Below are 17,329 nucleotides of genomic sequence, written 5' to 3'. Positions count from 1 at the left end.
CCGGAAAACTGCCAACTACAAGGTTAACGCAGGCCGCCGCGACCGCTCCGTGACCTACCTGCCGGTAGTGTTTCAATCCCGTATCAACAGTCACTTCTGCCCCACCTGCTCTGGCTGGCCGCGCAGCTGTCCCCCTACGCTTCTGCTACTGGTCTTCGCCACAGCAGTCTTATGCACAGCAACGTCGCAGCAGGGGGATTCATGCAGTTCGATCTAAGCGCAGTGGAAACAGCCACCTTGGTCTTCATCGGAACACTCGTATTTGGCGCGATCCTGGCCGCCTTCGTGCTCACTGCGGGGCTGGTTGCACTGGTGGTGCTGGGAGCGGGCAAGCTCGCCTGGGTGGTGGTGTCCAATTCGCTGCTGGCCGTGGTCCACGGGATCAACTCCGGTTGGGACAGGCTGGTCCACCGCGCCTCCGCCGTGGACCTGTCCGGCGATTTCCAGGGCCAGCCGGCCCCTAGCACCGGAACCTACCCGCGGGTAATCTTGAGGGACAGCTGAAGGGTTCTCCAACCCGGCGGATCCATGGCTACACCGGCCAATCCGGCCTAGGAGATAACCCATGACCTCCGCAACTGACAGCCAGGCCAAAGACGCCCCGGCTGAAGAAACCCCCGTTCCCGCCGGCAACATCGGCGCCGGGGCCACCGCTGAAGATGCACGTGCCGTTGCCGAGGCCGCAAGGGAATCCGGCTGGGAGCGTCCCAGCTTCGCCAAGGGCCTGTACCTGGGCAGTTTCGACCTTGGCCTGGTCCATCCCTGGCCAGCCGCGGATCCCTCTTCGGTGGAAAAGGGCGAGGAGTTCATGGCCCGCCTCACGGCTTTCGCAAAAACCATGTCCGGGCGGGTCATTGAACGGGACGCCAAAATTCCCGACGAGTACATCAATGACCTGGCGGAGCTGGGCGTCTTCGGGATGAAGATCCCGGAGGAATACGGCGGCCTGGGGCTGTCCCTGGTCTATTACGGCCGGGCCCTCGCCCTGCTGGGCAGCGTTCACCCCAGCCTGGGCGCCCTCATCTCCGCCCATCAGTCCATCGGCGTTCCGGAGCCCGTCAAAGTGTTCGGCACGCCCGAGCAAAAGCGTGAATACCTGCCCCGGTGCGCCGCCGGCGCCATCACCGCCTTCCTCCTCACCGAACCGGACGTGGGCAGCGATCCCGCCCGGCTGGGCAGCACGGCAACGCCCACGGACGACGGCGGCACCTACGTTTTGGACGGCGTGAAACTTTGGACCACCAACGGGGTGATCGCCGAACTGGTGGTGGTCATGGCCGTTGTCCCGGCGCACACCGATCCGGACGGCACCAGACACAAGGGCGGCATCAGCGCCTTCGTGGTGGAAATGGACTCGCCGGGCATCACGGTGGAAAACCGCAACGCCTTCATGGGCCTGCGCGGCATCGAGAACGGGGTCACCCGCTTCCACCAGGTGCGGGTACCGGCCGCCAACCGGCTGGGCCGGGAGGGCCAGGGACTGAAGATCGCACTGACCACCCTCAACACCGGCCGCCTGGCGCTGCCGGCGCTGTGCGTGGCGTCCGGGCGGTGGAGCCTGAAGATTGCGCGCGAATGGTCCAACGCCCGCACCCAATGGGGCAGGCCCGTGGGCGAACACGAGGCCGTGGGCAAGAAGATCGCCTTTATCGCGGCATCCGCTTTTGCCCTGGATGCCGTGTTCGAACTGTCCGCCGAGCTTGCCGACGCCGGCCAGAAGGACGTCCGGATCGAGGCCGCGCTCGCAAAACTCTGGGCCACGGAAATCAGCTGCCGGATAGCGGACGAGCTGGTCCAGATCCGGGGCGGACGCGGGTTTGAGACGGCCGAGTCCCTGGCCGCACGCGGTGAACGTGCCGTGCCGGCGGAGCAGCAGCTCCGGGACCTGCGGATCAACAGGATCTTCGAGGGGTCCTCCGAGATCATGCGGCTGCTGATCGCCCGGGAAGCCGTGGATGCGCACCTGGCTGCCGCCGGCGACCTTGCGTCGCTGGATGCGAGCCTGGCTGACAAAGCCAAGGCCGCCGTCGGGGCCTCCGGCTTCTACGCAAAATGGCTGCCCAAGCTGGTGGCCGGTGCCGGCATGGACCCCCGCTCCTATGGGGAGTTCGGCAGGCTGGCCAAACACCTCCGATTCGTTGAGCGCTCATCGCGCCGGCTGGCCCGGCAGACCTTTTACGGCATGGGCCGGTGGCAGGCCAAGCTGGAGCGGAAACAGGCGTTCCTGGGCCGTGTGGTGGACATCGGCGCCGAACTCTTCGCCATGACCGCCTGCTGCTCGCGTGCAGAGATGTTGCTGAAAACCGCTCCCGAAAAGGCTGCCGGCGCCTACGAGCTTGCCGACGCCTACTGCGAGCAGGCGAAGGTGCGGGTGGACGAGTACTTCGACCAGCTGTGGCGGAACACCGACGATGCGGACCGGGCGCTGACGCGCAAGGTCCTTGCCGGGGACTACATCTGGCTGGAGGCCGGGGTCCTGGACCAGTCCGAAGGCACCGGGCCGTGGATCGCCGATGCCGCACCGGGCGCATCAAAAAAAGAGGACCTGCACCGGAAATACCGGTAAAACCGCAGGTCACAAAATAGTAAGCACGCTTGCTATCGCTGAAGGGGGGTGGTTGAGTTGAACCATGAGCAGCTCAACGGACCCAGAGAACCTGCCTCCCCGCCGTGCCCGGGAGGATGAAACCACCCGCAGCGGAAGCCATCGGGACGCAGCCGCGGACGATGCCGCCACGCGCTCAATCGACCAGGCGCCCATGCGCCCGCGGGAACGGGAACGGGACTATTCCACTGCACCCTCCGCGGAGCGGGAATACCACCCTGCCCCCACCAGGGCCACGCCCGTGGTGGAGCCGGTGACTGACCCCACGCTGGCGAACCGGGAAACCGCCGTCGCGCGCCAGAAGGAACGGTTTGGCGGCATCAAGGTGGGCTCGGCGTTTTTTGGCTGGCTGACCGCCACTGGCATGGCCGTGCTGCTGACGGCGCTGGTGGCAGCCGCCGGGACCGCCGTAGGCCTTGCCAGCAACACGGACGTCAACGAGGCCGTGAACCAGGCTGCACAGAACACCGGCACGGTGGGCCTGGTGGGCATCATCGTGCTGCTGGTGATCCTGTTCCTGTCCTATTACTGCGGCGGCTACGTGGCCGGCCGGATGGCCCGCTTCAACGGGGCCAAGCAGGGGCTCATGGTGTGGATCTGGGCGTTGATCGCGGCCATCGTGGTGGCCATCCTGGGAGTTGTGGCCGGGCAACAGTTCAATGTCCTGGCCAACCTGAACAGCTTCCCGCGCATCCCCATCAATGAAGGACAGCTGACCACCACCAGCATCATCGCCGCAATCGTGGTGGCTGCCGTGGCCCTGGTTGGCGCAATACTCGGCGGCCTGGCCGGCATGCGGTTCCACCGGAAGGTTGACCGCGCCGGCTTCACCCCGGACAGCGAGTTTTACGACGACGAGGCATAGTCAGGCGAGGATGTCGCCGTCCACGTACAGCCACCGGCCGTCCTCCCGGACGAACCTGCTGTCCTCGTGCAGGACCCCACGCTCCTTGCCGTGCCGGTAGTACGCCCTGAACTCCACCGTGCCGGCAGTATCGAAGGGACCGCCGCTGCCGGTGGCCACGATGTCCAGGCGGCGCCATTCCATGGCAGGGTCCAGATCCAGGCCGGCCGGTGCGGTGGAGGGATGGTGTGTGCGCAACAGGTAGTCCTCATCGAGCAGGACGAACGCGCTGTACCGGGACCGCATCAGCTGCTCGGCCGTGGCAGGAAGGACCCGCCCCGAATGGAACCGGCCGCAGCATTGGGCGTACGGCTCCCCGGACAGGCACATGCAGTTTGAGGACTCACTCGATTCGCTCACCCGGGCATGCTGTCACATCGGGTAACAGCTTCGCTACAACCTTTACCGGGGCCGCGCCCGCGGCGGCATGGCCGCACAAAAATCCGTATGGTGGTGAAGGAGCTTGGCCCGGCAGTGCATGCCGGACGCGGGCCCGGAATATTGGTTGGTGAGGAGGGAAGACGTGGAGAACCCGGACACTCTCGTCCTCAACCTGACCTTCCTGGGCACTGTTGGCGTAGCCCTCCTCATGTTCCTGGTCCTCTTCCTGCTCGGCGCCATCACCTTGGTCCTCGCAGGCCTGGGTCGCCTCGCCGCAGTCATTCTGATGGCCTTGTTCGGGCGCGTTCCGGGCAGGAGGAACCTGCTCGACCCCGCCGGCGCACCCGCCATGCCGGCCCACCCCCGCAAGCCGTTCCACGAACGTGCCGCCGCACTGAAGCCGGACAAGCTGAAAGAGTCGCTCCGCACCGCCGTCGTAAGCCATCCCAAGCTTGCCGCCGCCCGCCCCGAGCCCCCCGTCCTTGCTGAAGGCTGGGCCTCCGCCGTCGCCGAGGCCGATAAGCGCGCCGACGCCAGGGCACGGGCAGCCGCCCCGGAAATCAAACTGACGGTGCGGGACCTTCCGGACCCGGCCGTGCCGGCTGACAAGGTGGCCGAGGTAGCCCCGCTGGTGGAGTCCGCCCTCCACAACCACCGGCCGCCGCATGAACTGCCCAGGTCCTTCAAGAAACCCCAGCCGCCCCATCCGGTACCGCCGCTGGACACCGGATCCCTGGTTTCCCTGGCGGGACCGCAGCAGGTGCTCAAGGAGCAGGCGCAGGACGCGCGCCCCCAGCTGTAAGGGACAACCGCAAAGCCCTTACCCTGAGCAACCATCTGGGTTAGCGTGAAACCCATGGAATTCAGATACCTCGGAAACAGCGGCTTCAAAGTCTCGGAAATCACGTTCGGCAACTGGCTGACGCACGGCTCACAGGTGGAGAACGACGTCGCCGCCCAGTGCGTGCGCGCTGCCCTCGACGCCGGCATCAGCACCTTCGACACCGCGGACGTCTACGCCAACACCGCCGCGGAAACGGTCCTGGGCCAAGCCCTGAAGGATGAACGCCGCGAGTCCCTGGAAATCTTCACCAAAGTCTTCGGCCCCACCGGTCCCAAGGGCAAGAATGATCTTGGCCTGTCCCGCAAGCACATCATGGAATCCATCAACGGTTCGCTGCGGCGGCTGCAGACGGACTACGTGGACCTGTACCAGGCCCACCGCTACGACTTCGAAACGCCGCTGGAAGAGACCATGCAGGCGTTCGCGGACATCGTCCGGCAGGGCAAGGCGCTGTACATCGGCGTGAGCGAGTGGACCGCGGACCAGCTCCGCGAGGGGCACAAGCTGTCAAAGGAACTGGGCTTCCAGCTCATCTCCAACCAGCCGCAATACTCCATGCTGTGGCGCGTGATCGAAGCCGAGGTGGTCCCGGCGTCGGAAGAACTGGGCGTCTCCCAGATCGTGTGGTCCCCCATGGCCCAGGGCGTCCTCAGCGGCAAGTACCTGCCCGGCCAGCCGGCTCCTGAGGGCAGCCGCGCCACCGATGAGAAGGGCGGCGCCAGGATGATCCAGCGCTGGATGCGCGACGACGTCCTGGCAGCCGTGCAGGAACTGAAGCCGGTTGCGCAGGAAGCAGGCCTGTCCATGCCGCAGCTTGCCGTCGCCTGGGTCCTGCAAAACCCCAACGTCGCCTCGGCCATCGTGGGCGCCTCCCGGCCAGAGCAGATTGCCGACAGTGTGGCTGCCGCCGGCGTGAAGCTCGAGGCGGAGGTCCTGAAGAGGATCGACGACGCCGTCGGTGGCCTTGCCGAACGGGACCCTGCCCAAACCAAGTCGCCGGCCACCCGGGAAGCATAAGTGGCGTCCCCGCCGGACCTGCCGGAGCTTGCGGTTACGGGTTCCACCGGAGGCCTGGGCGGAATGGTGGCGCGCCAGGTGGCCGCTTCCGGTTTCGCCCAGCGCCTGTTGGTGCGCGACGCCGCGCGGGCACCGCAATTGGATGACGCCCATCCGGTGGTCTGTTCCTATGGCGACGGCGCTGCGTCACGGCAGGCCCTGGACGGCGCCAGGATCCTGTTCATGGTGTCCGCCGCGGAGGCCGAGGACAGGCTGCAGCAGCATTATGCGTTTGTTGATGCCGCCGCCGACGCCGGGGTGGAGCACGTGGTGTACACGTCCTTTTACGGGGCCGCGCCGGACGCCACCTTCACCCTGGCCAGGGACCATTTCGCCACGGAGGAGCGCATCAAGGCGTCCGGGATGGAGTACACGTTCCTGCGGGACAACTTCTACCTCGACTTCCTGCCGCTGCTGGCCGGGGAGGACGGGGTGATCCGCGGCCCTGCCGCTGACGGCCTGTTCTCGGGGGTGGCACGGGAGGATGTTGCCCGCTGCGCCCATGCCGTTCTGCGGGATCCCGCCATCCACAAGGGCAAGACGTATGACCTGACCGGGCCGGCGGAACTGACCATGGCGCAGGCGGCGGAAGTGTTGAGCGGCGGGACGGGGCGCACCATCAGCTACCAGCCGGAGACAGTGGAGGAAGCCTACGCCTCACGGGCCTCCTACGGTGTTCCGCAGTGGCAGCTGGACGCGTGGGTCAGCACGTATACGGCGATGGCAGCGGGTGAGATGGCAGGGCTATCACCGGACGTCCACGGGCTGACCGGCCAAGACCCCATCAGCCTTGCCGAGTTCCTGACCCGGCCGGTGCTGTAGCGGGTTTAATTTCGTTGACGGGCGGGTGGACCCGGCGTAGACCTGTGGCGGGGGCGTTGTTACTCCGCTGAACAGAATCGCACCGCCATGAATTACAGCAACCAGCAGTCCACACGCGAGCCGTCGACGGAACAGGCAACTGCTGCAGCGCCCACTGCGCAGCTAACGTCCGGCCCGCTGACGCGTGAGGAGCTGCAGCTCGCCGCCCGCAACCATTCGATGCCGCTGGAGGCACTTCGCCGCGAGGTGACGCCGCCGGGACTGCACTATGTGCTGACGCACTTCGACATCCCGGATCTCGATGCTCCGTCCTGGCATCTCCGGATCAGTGGTGCAGTGGAACGTGCCCTGGAGCTGGGCATGGCGGCGCTTCGCCGGGATCCGGCCATCACCGTGCCCGTCACCCTCGAGTGCGCGGGCAACGGCCGCTCGCTCCTGGAGCCGCGGCCCCTGAGCCAGCCCTGGGTGCTGGAGGCGGTGGGCACGGCGTACTGGACCGGGGTGCCGCTGGCCTATCTCCTTGGCAAGGCGGGCGTGCTGCCGGATGCCGTGGAGGTGGTCTTCACCGGGGCCGATGCGGGGGTCCAGGGCGGCGTCCCCCAGCAGTACGCGCGGAGCCTGCCGATCCGCGAGGCGCTGCGTCCCGACGTCGTTCTCGCTTACAAAATGAATGGCGCTGACTTGCCGCCGCAGCATGGCTACCCTCTGCGGCTGGTGGTGCCGGGCTGGTATGGAATGGCCAGCGTGAAGTGGCTGCAGTCCATCGACGTGGTCAGGGCGCCGTTCAGCGGGTTTCAGCAGCAGTCCGCGTACCGGTACCAGAGCTCAGCTGACGACGCCGGTACGCCGGTTACGCGGATCAGGGTGCGTTCGCTGATGGTTCCGCCGGGCGTCCCGGACTTCTTCACGCGGCAGCGGTTCCTCCGCCCGGGTCCGGTCATGCTGGAAGGCAGGGCCTGGTCAGGCGAAGGTGCCGTGACCGCCGTCGAGGTGGGCATTGACGGCACATGGCTGCCGGCCCACCTGGACAAGCCGGTTGGCGGATTCGCGTGGCGGAGGTGGAGTTTGCCGTGGGTGGCCAACCCGGGCGGGCACGTCCTGGCCTGCCGGGCCACGGACATCACCGGCGCCACCCAGCCCCTGGAGCAGAACTGGAACTACCAGGGAATGGGCAACAACGTGGTGCAGCGGGTCAGCGTGACGGTGGAGTGAAGTGGCGGGCCCGGGGCTATACTCGGTGCCAATCATGACCAGCCTCCCTGCCTCCCCCGCCAGTGTCCGAATCGATGCCTGGCTGTGGGCCGTCCGCGCCTATAAGACACGGTCCGCCGCCACAGCAGCCTGCCGGGCCGGGCATGTCCGCCTCAACGGCAACCCGTCGAAGGCGTCGGCGACCCTGGTCACCGGCGATACTGTGACCGTCCGCATGTCCGGGTACGAGCGCATCCTGGAGGTCCGGCGGCTGATCGCCAAGCGGGTAGGGGCCGAGGCGGCGTCGCACTGCTTTACCGACCACACTCCCCCGAGGCCTGTCCTGCCCGCACTTGGGCTTCCGCAACGGGACCGGGGCGCCGGCCGGCCGACGAAGAAGGACCGCCGCGAGATGGAGCGCCTGCGGGGCCCCGCGTAAGGCGTGCAGGGGAACGTCAGGCGCCGGACCTGGTGCGCGCCTGCACGAGGTTGGCGAACGGCAACCGCCCGAATTCCGCCATGAACGCTGAATGGTAAGCCGCTTCTGCGTCGTTCAGTTGTTCCGCCGGGAGTTCTTTCCACGCAATGGCCAGTGATCCGGCGTCGGCAAGCTGCCAGATTGCCCGCCCGTCCCAGTGCCCGGGCGGCTTGCCGTGCCCGAAGTCCACAAACTCCTGGATCTGGCGCCGGAGACCACGGTTGCCTTTGCTTCCGGGCCCGGCCTTTCCGACGTAGAGAACGGCGGCGCCGTCTACCCACTCGGCGGTCAGAGCGGCTGCGGGGAGGGACGGCTCCTTCTTCTTGAAGACCCCCGCGGTGCTTTTCGTGAGGAAGCGCGGTTGGAAACCTTCCGGAGCCACGACGGTGAAGAGGCCTGTTCCTTGCGGGATCCTCATGGTCTCGAGGTCCTGGATCGGCCGGAAGCCGGCGAAACCATCGGCCTTCAGGCCCTTCCTGGTGAACTGCATAATCCATTGAACAGCATGGTCCCGGACTATTACTGCCCGCCGTTTTCCACATAGGGCTTTTGGGTGGCTGGCGTTGTCGGACCCTGCTGGAAGACTTTGGTTATGGAAGTGGTTGTGGGGACGGCGGCGGTATTGAGGGCAGATGCTGGAGTGCCTTTCGGTGCTGGTGCGCCTCAGTCGGCACCCACTGTTCCGCCTGGTGCGCCGTCGATTGCTGATGTGCTGGTCCTGCTGCGTTCCGTTCCGCTGGCTGCCGATGGTGCGGGGCTGATCGATCAGATGCGCGGGCTGGAGGATTTGAAGTGCCTTGCCGGTGCCCGGCAGGCCGATACCGCGGTGGCGTTCGATCTCTCCCAGCGGCGGGAGCAGGCCGCCGCCGGGGTCCCGGCCGATGAGCAGGGCGCCGCGGTCTGGGCGCAGATCGCGCTGGCCCGGCGGGAGTCCCCGGCCAGGGGTTCGCGGCTGCTGGGAATGGCCAAAACGCTCAAAGGGATGCCGCACACGTTCCGCGCGTTCCGGAGCGGATTGTTGAATGAGTGGCGGGTGACGCTGATCGTGAAGGAAACCATCTGCCTCACTCCCGAGGACCGGGCGGGGGTGGATGAGGAACTCGCCGCCGACGCCGGCACCCTTGACGGCGCCGGCGACAGGGCCATCATCGCGGCGGTCCGGGCTGCGGCGTACCGGCGGGACCCTGCCTCCGTCGCGCAGCGGGCGGCACGGGCCGTGGCGGAACGGACTGTGAGCCTGCGCCCGGCCCCGGACACCATGGCCTACCTGACCGCACTGCTCCCGGTCGCCCAGGGCGTGGCCGCATACGCGGCCCTCACCCGCGACGCCGACAGTCTCCGGACCAGCGGTGATGAGAGGTCGCGGGGGCAGGTCATGGCCGACTCTCTCGTCGAACGCGTCACCGGCACCCCCGGCGGGATCAGCGGGGTTCAGATCCAGCTCGTCATGACCGACCGCACCTTCCTCCAGGCCGATGCCGAGCCCGCAAGGCTCCCCGGCTACGGCATCACCCCCGCAGCCTGGGCCAGAAACACCGCCCTCAGCAACCCTGCTGCCAGCGGCATCGACGGCGTCGCCGGCCAACGAGACCTGGAGGTCTGGGTCCGCCGGCTCTACACCGCTCCGGCTACCGGGGAGCTGGTGGCAATGGACTCCAAGGCCCGGCTCGTCCCGGCCGGGCTGAAACGCTTCCTCCAAATCCGCGACGATACTTGCCGGACCCCGTACTGTGACGCCCCGATCCGGCACCACGACCACATCATCCCGTGGCACGATGACGGGTCCACGAGCACCGGTAACGGGCAGGGCCTCTGCGAAACCTGCAACCACACCAAAGAAACACCCGGCTGGACCGCAAAACCCGTCCCCGGCCCAAGGCACACGGTAGCGACCACCACCCCAACCGGCCACACCTACCACTCCACCGCACCACCACTACCGAGTTCAGGGTTAGCCGGAACCCGATCACGCAGGTCCCAGCAACGCTGTTTCGCGTTGGCGCGTGCCACCCCCTGAGATCCTCATGCCGTCCTGCAACCCGGCCGTGCCAAACTCGGTGTGCCCACCCCTCGCCGCAGAAGCGTAGAGTGACATAGGACGCCTGATTTTGGACGCCTCGCTGCCAAGGAGAAATCGTGACGATTGATTGGGACGAAAAAAAGGCCCTGCTACAGGAACCGAACATCGCGAAGGTAACCCAGCTTTGCGATGAACTCATGGAAAAGAAGCCCGGTTCCACCGTCCCCTACATCGACCCCGTCCACGACGAAGATGAGTGCAGGATCATCAGTCTCCAAGCCAGCCCCGGCAAGGGGACCGAGTCCGGATTTGTCTCCCACAACAACGATGACGAAGCGGCCCGCCGCGCCACCCAGATCTACGAACTCGCTGAGCTGGACCCCCGCTACGTCATGCCGTGGAACGCCTACCCCTGGGTCCGCGACAGCGGCAGCCCCTCGGCCCTGAGTGTCCAGGAAAAGACCGACGGCCTGCGCCCCTTCCGGCAGTTCCTCAAAATCAACTCGCGGGTGTCCGCGATCATCGCGCACGGCACGGACGCGTCCACGTTCCTCACCCTGTTTGAAAAGACCTACCACTCATCGCTGAAGAACGCCGGCATCAAAATCTACAAGGCCTCCGCCCTCGGCGGCAGGGCCTTTGCTGTTTCCGAAGCCAAGCAGGAAGAGCTGCTGGCCAAGAGCGTGGATACGTACCGTGATGCCATGCAGCGGGCAGGCATCCAGCACCTCTAAGACCGCCTTTAAGTGGCAGTTCTCCCAACAAAACTGTGTCCAGCGTGACCCTCCCTTGATCGGTTCTTGAGTTTTCGTCTCCAGCATTGATGGAGTAAACACTCAGGAGGCAACGAGGTGCCGCAAAGCACGGCCTCCCATCCTGTTGCACTTGGGGGAGCCAGGCATGAAGAAATTGATAATCGCTTCGCTCGCGGCCACTGCCATGGTGGCAGGATCGGTGGCTGTCGGCGCAGCAGCCAACGCGGGTACCGGCACTGTCGTCCGGGTCGTCGATGGGGACACACTGGTGGTGTCCATCAACAATGGTGACCACACCATCAGGCTTCTGAACATTGACACCCCTGAAACCAAGGATCCCAACCAGCCTGTGGAGTGCCTCGGGCCGGAGGCCTCAAAGTACCTGGAGGGCCTGCTCCCAAAGGGGACCCAGGTTCGGCTCGAGTTCGACGCCGAGCGCCACGACAAGTACGGCAGGACTCTTGCGGGAGTCTTCACAGCTGACGGATCCCTTATCAACGCCAAAATTGCGCAGCAGGGACTGGGAATTCCAGTCGAGTACGGCGGAAACAGAAAATTCCTGCCGCCTGTAACAGCAGCATATGAAGAGGCCAGGGCGGCCAAGACCGGGCTCTTCTCCGAGACTATCGGCTGCACCCTTCCGGCTCAGTTGGCTGAGACAACGAAGGGGCTGGAAACAGCTACCGCGGCTTCACCGGCAACTACGTCCACGGCGGCAGGTACGGCTGCAGGCGTCCTCGCGGCCAAAGTGGCGGCGGCAAAGGCACTGCGAAAAGTGCTCAACGGCGACAAGGCAACAGAGCGGGCCCTTTTGTGGGCCGGACTTTCAACTGCCGTGCTCGCAAGGCACGCGTCCAATTTGGACAAGAAGATCACTGCCGGGGAGAAAAAGGCCGAAGATACGAAAACGCTAAAAGCCACCTTGGAAGCAGCCGAAAAAAGAGCCGAGGAAGAGCGCGTAGCAGCGCAGACCAGGGCCGCTGCCGAACGGAAAGCGGCAGAGGAGCGGGCTGCAGCAGAGAAGAAGGCAGCAGACGAGGCAGCGGCTGCGGAAGCCGCGGCAAAAGCTGCAGCTGACGAAGCAGCACGTAAAGCGGCTGCCGAAGCGGAACGCCTCCGCAATCTTCCAGCGCCAGCACCGGCTCCAGCGCCTTACGTCGCGCCGGCACCGCAGCCCTATGTTCCGCCTGCGCCCTCGACCAAATACACGGGTCCGCGTTGCTACGCACCCGGCGGGAAGACCTGGCGGCCTTGCTGATTCAAACTCCCGCTGGTCCTGTGGTGGCCAGGGAAGCGCCGACCGGGCCGCTTGTGAGGACCTCCGCCGGGACGTCCTGACCGGGCACGGAAAGGTTGTTCAACTGTTCAGCATTCTCCGGGACACATCGAAGGGCGGGAACGAGTAGTCCAGGCTGGGTGAATACTAAACCCAGCTCCCAGCCTTCTTTCAGCCGCGCAGGCGCATACTCGTAGGTACCCTGACCGGCGAGAGAACCAGGCTGAACCTTGATGTCCAATAATTCCCATGAGGCGGCATCCCCAGCGGAAGCGGCAGCCGTGCGCATGGCGGTACTCCCCCAGCTCCGGCACTGGATCGTGGTCCCCGTCATCGCGGCAGTCCTGATCGTGGCCGGCGGCCTGGCGCTGAGGTTCATCCCCGCATTGACTACAGCGGACATGTCAGTGGATGCGGAACTGAGCCATGACCACACAGCACCCCTGACAGGCCTGGCCATGATCATCAACGTGGTGTTCAGTCCAGCAGGCGGCGTGCTCATGATCGCCGTCCTGTGCCTCTACCTGCTGCTGGTACGCCGCAGCCCCGTGAATGCCGTCGCCACCGGCCTGGTTGCTGCCGGCGGCTGGGTCAGCAGCGAACTGTTCAAGGTGCTGGTGGCCCGGCACCGCCCAGACTCGACAGCGCTGTACAACCCGCTCATTCCGGAACCGGGAACGGACAGCTTCCCCAGCGGCCATGTGGCCCTGGCATCCGCACTGGCGATTGCTGTCTTCCTGCTGGCCCGCGGCACCAGGTGGCAGCGGCCGGCAGCCATCATCGGAATCGTCGTGGCCATTGCAGTGGCCTTCTCCCGCGTCTATCTCGGCGTGCACTATCCCACCGACGTCACGGCATCCTTCCTCACCGCAGCCACCGGCGCGGCATTCCTCACCGGACTGTGGAACCGATTCGGCCTGTCCCTGCTGGCCCGGGTGCCGTTCCTGGCAAAGTTCGGCCCCGTCCCGGCGCCCCAAGGCTGACGTGTCGCCATGACGGGCTTCATCGACGGACTCTTGAACGTCAGCCCGATCGTGGCGTACCTTGCCGTCTTCTGCCTGGTGTTTGCGGAGGACGCGTTGTTTGTCGGCTTCGTCATTCCAGGGGAAACCGCAGCCGTGCTCGGCGGCGTGGTGGCCAGCCGGGGCGAGGTGCAGCTGGGCAGCATGATGGCCCTGGTGGTCGGCGCCGCCATCATTGGCGACACCGTCGGCTATGAGGTGGGCAAGCATCTGGGCACCCGCCTCATGAAGGCAAAAGCGCTGCGCCGCCATGCCGGGAGATTGGAGAACGCGCAGGACTTCCTCCGCCGCAAAGGCGGTTCCGCAGTCTTCCTGGGCCGGTTCACCGCCTTCTTCCGGGCCGTCATGCCCGCCCTCGCCGGCACCTCCCGGATGCCCTACGGCCGGTTCCTCGCCTGGAACGCCATGGGCGGCGTGGTCTGGGGCATCGGCTTCGTCCTGCTGGGCTTCCTCGCGGGCAACTCCTACGAGGCCGTCGCCAAGGCTGCGGGCCGGGATCTCGCCGTCGTCATCGCTGCCGTAGCCGTGGCTGCGCTCATCGTTTGGCACGTCCGTTCACGACGGCGGCGGCAGCAACGGCGTGCCGCCAACCAGCGGCGGGACTAGGGGAAGCTTGACAGCAACTGTGACCAGTGCCATATTTAAGGACGTGAACCTGTCAGACAGCCGGACAGCAGGACAGCCTGCGTTCCGTCCCCTTGCCCGGCTGAGCGCTGCCGAGGCGGTGTTCAACGCCATCCGCGAGGATATTGAATCCGGCGCCTTCCCGGTGGGGACCAAGCTCAGCTCGGAGGCCACCCTCTCACAGCAGTACGGAGTCAGCCGCTCGGTAATCCGGGAAGCCCTCCGCTCCTGCACCGCCCTGGGCCTCACGGTCACCAGGACCGGCAAGGGCACGTTCGTCATTGCCAGCAAGGTGGCGAACGACCTCACCCTGGGGCAATACTCGGCACGGGACCTGACCGAAGCGCGCCCCCACATCGAGGTCCCGGCCGCAGGCCTGGCAGCGGAACGGCGCACCCCGGAGGAACTCGACATCCTCCGCGGGATCGTCTCCGCCATGGCAACGGAAACCGATCCTGAGTCCTGGGTGGCCCTGGATTCCAGCTTCCACGCCTCTATCGCCCGCGCCAGCGGCAACAAAGTGTTCGCCAGCGTTGTGGCTGACATCCGCGATGCACTGGCCCACCAGTCCGAGACACTGAACATGGTGGCTGACCGCCAGCACGCCTCCGACATTGAGCACCAGCAAATCCTTGCCGCCATTGAGGCAGGCTCTGCCGAAAACGCGCGCGCCGCCATGGCCCACCACCTCGAAGCCGTGGGTGTAGCCCTGGACTCCATCCTCAACAGCTAGCCGAATCCAACCAACCCTTCCAAGGACCCCATGCCATCCCCCGTGTTTTCTGCTGCCCACACCGCTGCCCCGGCCCAGCTGGCACTGCCACAGCACATCCCGCTGGTAGCCGCCCTCCGTGACGGCCTGGTGGAAAGTGTCCATTACGGCTCCGGGATAGCCCTTGCGGCTGACGGTTCAGTGGCGGCAACCGCAGGCGATCCCCTGACTCCCTTCTATCCCCGCTCGGCGCTCAAGCCCCTCCAGGCAGTGGCCATGGTCCGTGCCGGCCTTGAACTCCCCGCGGATCTCCTGGCTTTGGCCGCCGCAAGCCATTCAGGCGCGGCGGTGCACCGGGACGGCGCCCTGCGCATCCTGGAACTGCACGGGCTGGCCCCCACCGACCTGGAAAACAGCACCGACCTGCCCTATGGCACAACTGAGCGTGAGGACTGGCTGCGCAACGGCGGGAGCGCCACCCGCATCACCCAGAACTGCTCCGGAAAGCACGCCGCCATGGCCGCGACCTGCGCCATCAACGGCTGGCCCGTGCAGGGCTACCTGGATCCCGCCCACCCGCTGCAGCAGCTCGTTGCCCGGACCGTCAAAGACCTGACCGGCGAGCAACCGGCCGCCGTGAGCACCGACGGCTGCGGGACTCCGCTGTTCGCCCTCACCCTCCGCGGCATGGCCCGCGCCTTTGGCAGGATCGCCCGGGCAGCCGCGAACGACGGCGGCGCCTCGGACTCGACGGCTGCGGAAGCCGCCGTCGGGCTCGCCATGCAGCGGCACCCGCACATGGTGGCCGGCGAAGGCCGCGACGTCACCGAACTGATGCGCCTGCTGCCCGGCGCCGTGGCCAAAGACGGCTTTGAGGGCGTCCAGCTGGTTGGCCTGGCTGACGGCAGTGCCGTGGCCGTGAAGATTTCCGACGGCGGCGACCGCGCCCGGATGCCCGCCACCGTCCGCCTGCTGGAGGCGCTGGGCGTGGACACCGAACCGCTCAGCGGGATCGCCACCGCGCCCGTGCTGGGCGGCGGCCACCAGGTAGGCCTGCTGTTGGCCACTGATTTCCTGAACAGCGATTACCCAATCACCACCCAGTCCACGCCCGACAACGAAGCCCTGTGAGGACCTCAATGACCATGACCGACACCGCCGCGGACGCCACCTCCGCCCCCGCCACCAGGTCCGAGCATGACCTGCTGGGCGACCGTGACGTGCCCGCCGGGGCGTACTGGGGCGTGCACACGCTCCGGGCCGTAGAGAACTTCCCCATCACAGGCCAGAAGCTGTCCTCCAACATGCACCTCGTTCGTGGTCTGGCCGCCGTGAAACTGGCCGCCGCCCGCACCAACCGGGAGCTCGGCCTGCTGGACGCCGAACGCGCCGACGCCATCGAGCAGGCATGCCAGGACGTCCTGGCCGGACGGCTTGCCGACCAGTTCGTCGTGGACGTGGTCCAGGGTGGTGCCGGGACGTCGTCGAACATGAATGCCAACGAGGTCATCGCCAACCGGGCGCTGGAGATCCTTGGCCATCCCAAGGGTGACTACGCGCGGCTGCACCCGAATGACCACGTCAACCTCAGCCAGTCCACCAACGACGTGTACCCCACGGCCGTCAAGCTGGGAACCATCTTCGCCGCCAGGGAGCTGCTGGCAGCACTCGAGGAACTCGAGGACGCCTGCGCGGCCAAGGCGATGGAATTCCGCACCGTGGTGAAGATGGGCCGGACCCAGCTGCAGGACGCCGTCCCCATGACCCTGGGCCAGGAATTCGGCAGCTACGCCGTCACCATCGGCGAGGACCGGCTGCGCCTGGCGGAGGCCGAGCTGCTGATCCACGAGATCAACCTCGGCGCCACGGCCATCGGCACCGGCCTGAACGCGCCGGCCGGTTACGCTGCAGCGGCCTGCCGGCACCTGGCGGAGGTCACCGGCCTGCCGCTGGTGACAGCCGTCGACCTGATCGAGGCCACGCAGGATGTGGGCGCCTTTGTGCACCTGTCCGGCGTGCTGAAGCGGGTGGCGGTCAAACTGTCCAAGATCTGCAATGATCTCCGCCTCCTTTCCTCCGGTCCCCGCGCCGGCTTCGGCGAGATCAACCTGCCGGCCGTGCAGTCCGGATCCTCCATCATGCCCGGCAAGATCAACCCGGTTATCCCGGAAGTGGTCTCACAGGTCGCCTACGAGGTGATCGGAAACGACGTCACCATCACCATGGCCGCCGAAGCCGGACAGCTCCAGCTCAACGCTTTCGAACCGATCATCGTCCACAGCCTCCATAAGAGCATTTCCCACCTCGAAGCAGCCTGCCGCACCCTTACGGCCCGCTGCATCCGTGGAATCACCGCCAACACCGAACACCTGCGCCGTACCGTGGAGCAGTCCATCGGGCTGGTCACTGCATTGAATCCCCACCTCGGCTATGCCACCGCCACTGCCATTGCGCAGGAAGCACTTGCCACCGGCAAAGGCGTGGCCGAACTCGTCCTCGAACACGGGCTCCTCACCGATGCCCAGCTCCAGGAACTCCTGAGCCCCGAACGCCTGGCCAACCTCAGCAAGTAGTAGTCCCAAGTAGTCCCACATCCCCAAAGGACACTCCCATGACAAATACCCCCCTTCCTGACCACG

Annotated in this window: 18 protein-coding genes; 16 read left to right on the top strand and 2 right to left on the bottom strand. The window is 66.3% G+C overall.

The window, feature by feature from the left end; genetic code table 11:
* Positions 1 to 201: 201 nt before the first annotated feature.
* The 3 genes from Q9R31_RS19840 (at position 202) to Q9R31_RS19830 (ending at position 3,470) form a co-directional block, all read left to right on the top strand.
* Entirely contained in the window at positions 202 to 504 is a 303-nt protein-coding gene (locus tag Q9R31_RS19840) for a hypothetical protein (RefSeq protein ID WP_311264442.1), read from the top strand.
* A gap of 61 nt (positions 505 to 565) precedes the next feature.
* Entirely contained in the window at positions 566 to 2,566 is a 2,001-nt protein-coding gene (locus Q9R31_RS19835) for an acyl-CoA dehydrogenase family protein (RefSeq protein ID WP_311264423.1), read from the top strand.
* Positions 2,567 to 2,630: 64 nt separating this feature from the next.
* Positions 2,631 to 3,470, top strand: a complete 840-nt coding sequence (locus Q9R31_RS19830) for a TIGR04086 family membrane protein (RefSeq protein ID WP_311264422.1) — start codon at positions 2,631 to 2,633, stop codon at positions 3,468 to 3,470.
* Here the strand turns inward: Q9R31_RS19830 and Q9R31_RS19825 are convergent, their stop codons facing one another.
* A complete protein-coding gene (locus Q9R31_RS19825) occupies positions 3,471 to 3,839 on the bottom strand; it encodes a YchJ family protein (RefSeq protein WP_311264441.1) in 369 nt (122 codons plus the stop codon).
* A gap of 193 nt (positions 3,840 to 4,032) precedes the next feature.
* Here Q9R31_RS19825 and Q9R31_RS19820 point away from each other — a divergent pair, with 193 nt between their 5' ends.
* The 5 genes from Q9R31_RS19820 (at position 4,033) to Q9R31_RS19800 (ending at position 8,242) form a co-directional block, all read left to right on the top strand.
* Positions 4,033 to 4,692 carry a hypothetical protein gene (locus Q9R31_RS19820; RefSeq protein ID WP_397428279.1) on the top strand — a complete coding sequence of 220 codons (660 nt, stop codon included), beginning with the start codon at positions 4,033 to 4,035 and terminating at the stop codon, positions 4,690 to 4,692.
* A 54-nt stretch (positions 4,693 to 4,746) separates the two neighbouring features.
* Positions 4,747 to 5,751, top strand: a complete 1,005-nt coding sequence (locus Q9R31_RS19815) for an aldo/keto reductase family protein (protein WP_311264420.1) — start codon at positions 4,747 to 4,749, stop codon at positions 5,749 to 5,751.
* Positions 5,752 to 6,612 carry an SDR family oxidoreductase gene (locus tag Q9R31_RS19810; RefSeq protein ID WP_311264419.1) on the top strand — a complete coding sequence of 287 codons (861 nt, stop codon included), beginning with the start codon at positions 5,752 to 5,754 and terminating at the stop codon, positions 6,610 to 6,612.
* 87 nt (positions 6,613 to 6,699) lie between these two features.
* The gene (locus tag Q9R31_RS19805; RefSeq protein ID WP_311264418.1) at positions 6,700 to 7,824 is read left to right on the top strand and encodes a sulfite oxidase; all 1,125 of its coding nucleotides are present in this window, start codon (positions 6,700 to 6,702) and stop codon (positions 7,822 to 7,824) included.
* Positions 7,825 to 7,858: 34 nt separating this feature from the next.
* Positions 7,859 to 8,242 carry an RNA-binding S4 domain-containing protein gene (locus tag Q9R31_RS19800; RefSeq protein ID WP_311264417.1) on the top strand — a complete coding sequence of 128 codons (384 nt, stop codon included), beginning with the start codon at positions 7,859 to 7,861 and terminating at the stop codon, positions 8,240 to 8,242.
* A 16-nt stretch (positions 8,243 to 8,258) separates the two neighbouring features.
* Here Q9R31_RS19800 and Q9R31_RS19795 read toward each other — a convergent pair whose 3' ends face one another.
* Positions 8,259 to 8,771 (bottom strand): hypothetical protein, encoded by a 513-nt coding sequence (locus Q9R31_RS19795; RefSeq protein ID WP_311264416.1) that lies wholly within the window; start codon positions 8,769 to 8,771, stop codon positions 8,259 to 8,261.
* Positions 8,772 to 8,873: 102 nt separating this feature from the next.
* Here Q9R31_RS19795 and Q9R31_RS19790 point away from each other — a divergent pair, with 102 nt between their 5' ends.
* The 8 genes from Q9R31_RS19790 (at position 8,874) to Q9R31_RS19755 (ending at position 17,263) form a co-directional block, all read left to right on the top strand.
* The gene (locus Q9R31_RS19790; RefSeq protein WP_311264415.1) at positions 8,874 to 10,298 is read left to right on the top strand and encodes an HNH endonuclease; all 1,425 of its coding nucleotides are present in this window, start codon (positions 8,874 to 8,876) and stop codon (positions 10,296 to 10,298) included.
* Positions 10,299 to 10,417: 119 nt separating this feature from the next.
* Entirely contained in the window at positions 10,418 to 11,035 is a 618-nt protein-coding gene (locus Q9R31_RS19785) for a uracil-DNA glycosylase (RefSeq protein WP_311264414.1), read from the top strand.
* 166 nt (positions 11,036 to 11,201) lie between these two features.
* Complete coding sequence (locus Q9R31_RS19780; protein WP_311264413.1) at positions 11,202 to 12,314, top strand: thermonuclease family protein; 1,113 nt, start codon at positions 11,202 to 11,204, stop codon at positions 12,312 to 12,314.
* A gap of 251 nt (positions 12,315 to 12,565) precedes the next feature.
* Positions 12,566 to 13,315, top strand: coding sequence for a phosphatase PAP2 family protein (locus Q9R31_RS19775; protein ID WP_311264412.1), 750 nt, complete (start codon positions 12,566 to 12,568; stop codon positions 13,313 to 13,315).
* Positions 13,316 to 13,324: 9 nt separating this feature from the next.
* Positions 13,325 to 13,960: a DedA family protein gene (locus Q9R31_RS19770; RefSeq protein ID WP_311264411.1), complete on the top strand. Its 636-nt coding sequence runs from the start codon at positions 13,325 to 13,327 to the stop codon at positions 13,958 to 13,960.
* Between the two features lie 43 nt (positions 13,961 to 14,003).
* A complete protein-coding gene (locus Q9R31_RS19765) occupies positions 14,004 to 14,711 on the top strand; it encodes a FadR/GntR family transcriptional regulator (protein WP_311264410.1) in 708 nt (235 codons plus the stop codon).
* Positions 14,712 to 14,741: 30 nt separating this feature from the next.
* Positions 14,742 to 15,821 (top strand): asparaginase, encoded by a 1,080-nt coding sequence (locus tag Q9R31_RS19760; protein WP_311264409.1) that lies wholly within the window; start codon positions 14,742 to 14,744, stop codon positions 15,819 to 15,821.
* An 8-nt stretch (positions 15,822 to 15,829) separates the two neighbouring features.
* The gene (locus Q9R31_RS19755; RefSeq protein ID WP_311264408.1) at positions 15,830 to 17,263 is read left to right on the top strand and encodes an aspartate ammonia-lyase; all 1,434 of its coding nucleotides are present in this window, start codon (positions 15,830 to 15,832) and stop codon (positions 17,261 to 17,263) included.
* The last annotated feature ends 66 nt before the right edge of the window (positions 17,264 to 17,329 follow it).

The organism is Pseudarthrobacter sp. BRE9 (genome assembly GCF_031844305.1).
In the GTDB taxonomy this organism is placed as follows: Bacteria; Actinomycetota; Actinomycetes; order Actinomycetales; family Micrococcaceae; genus Arthrobacter.
Note: the sequence above shows the minus strand (reverse complement) of the source record. Positions and strands in the feature narration are given on the sequence as shown.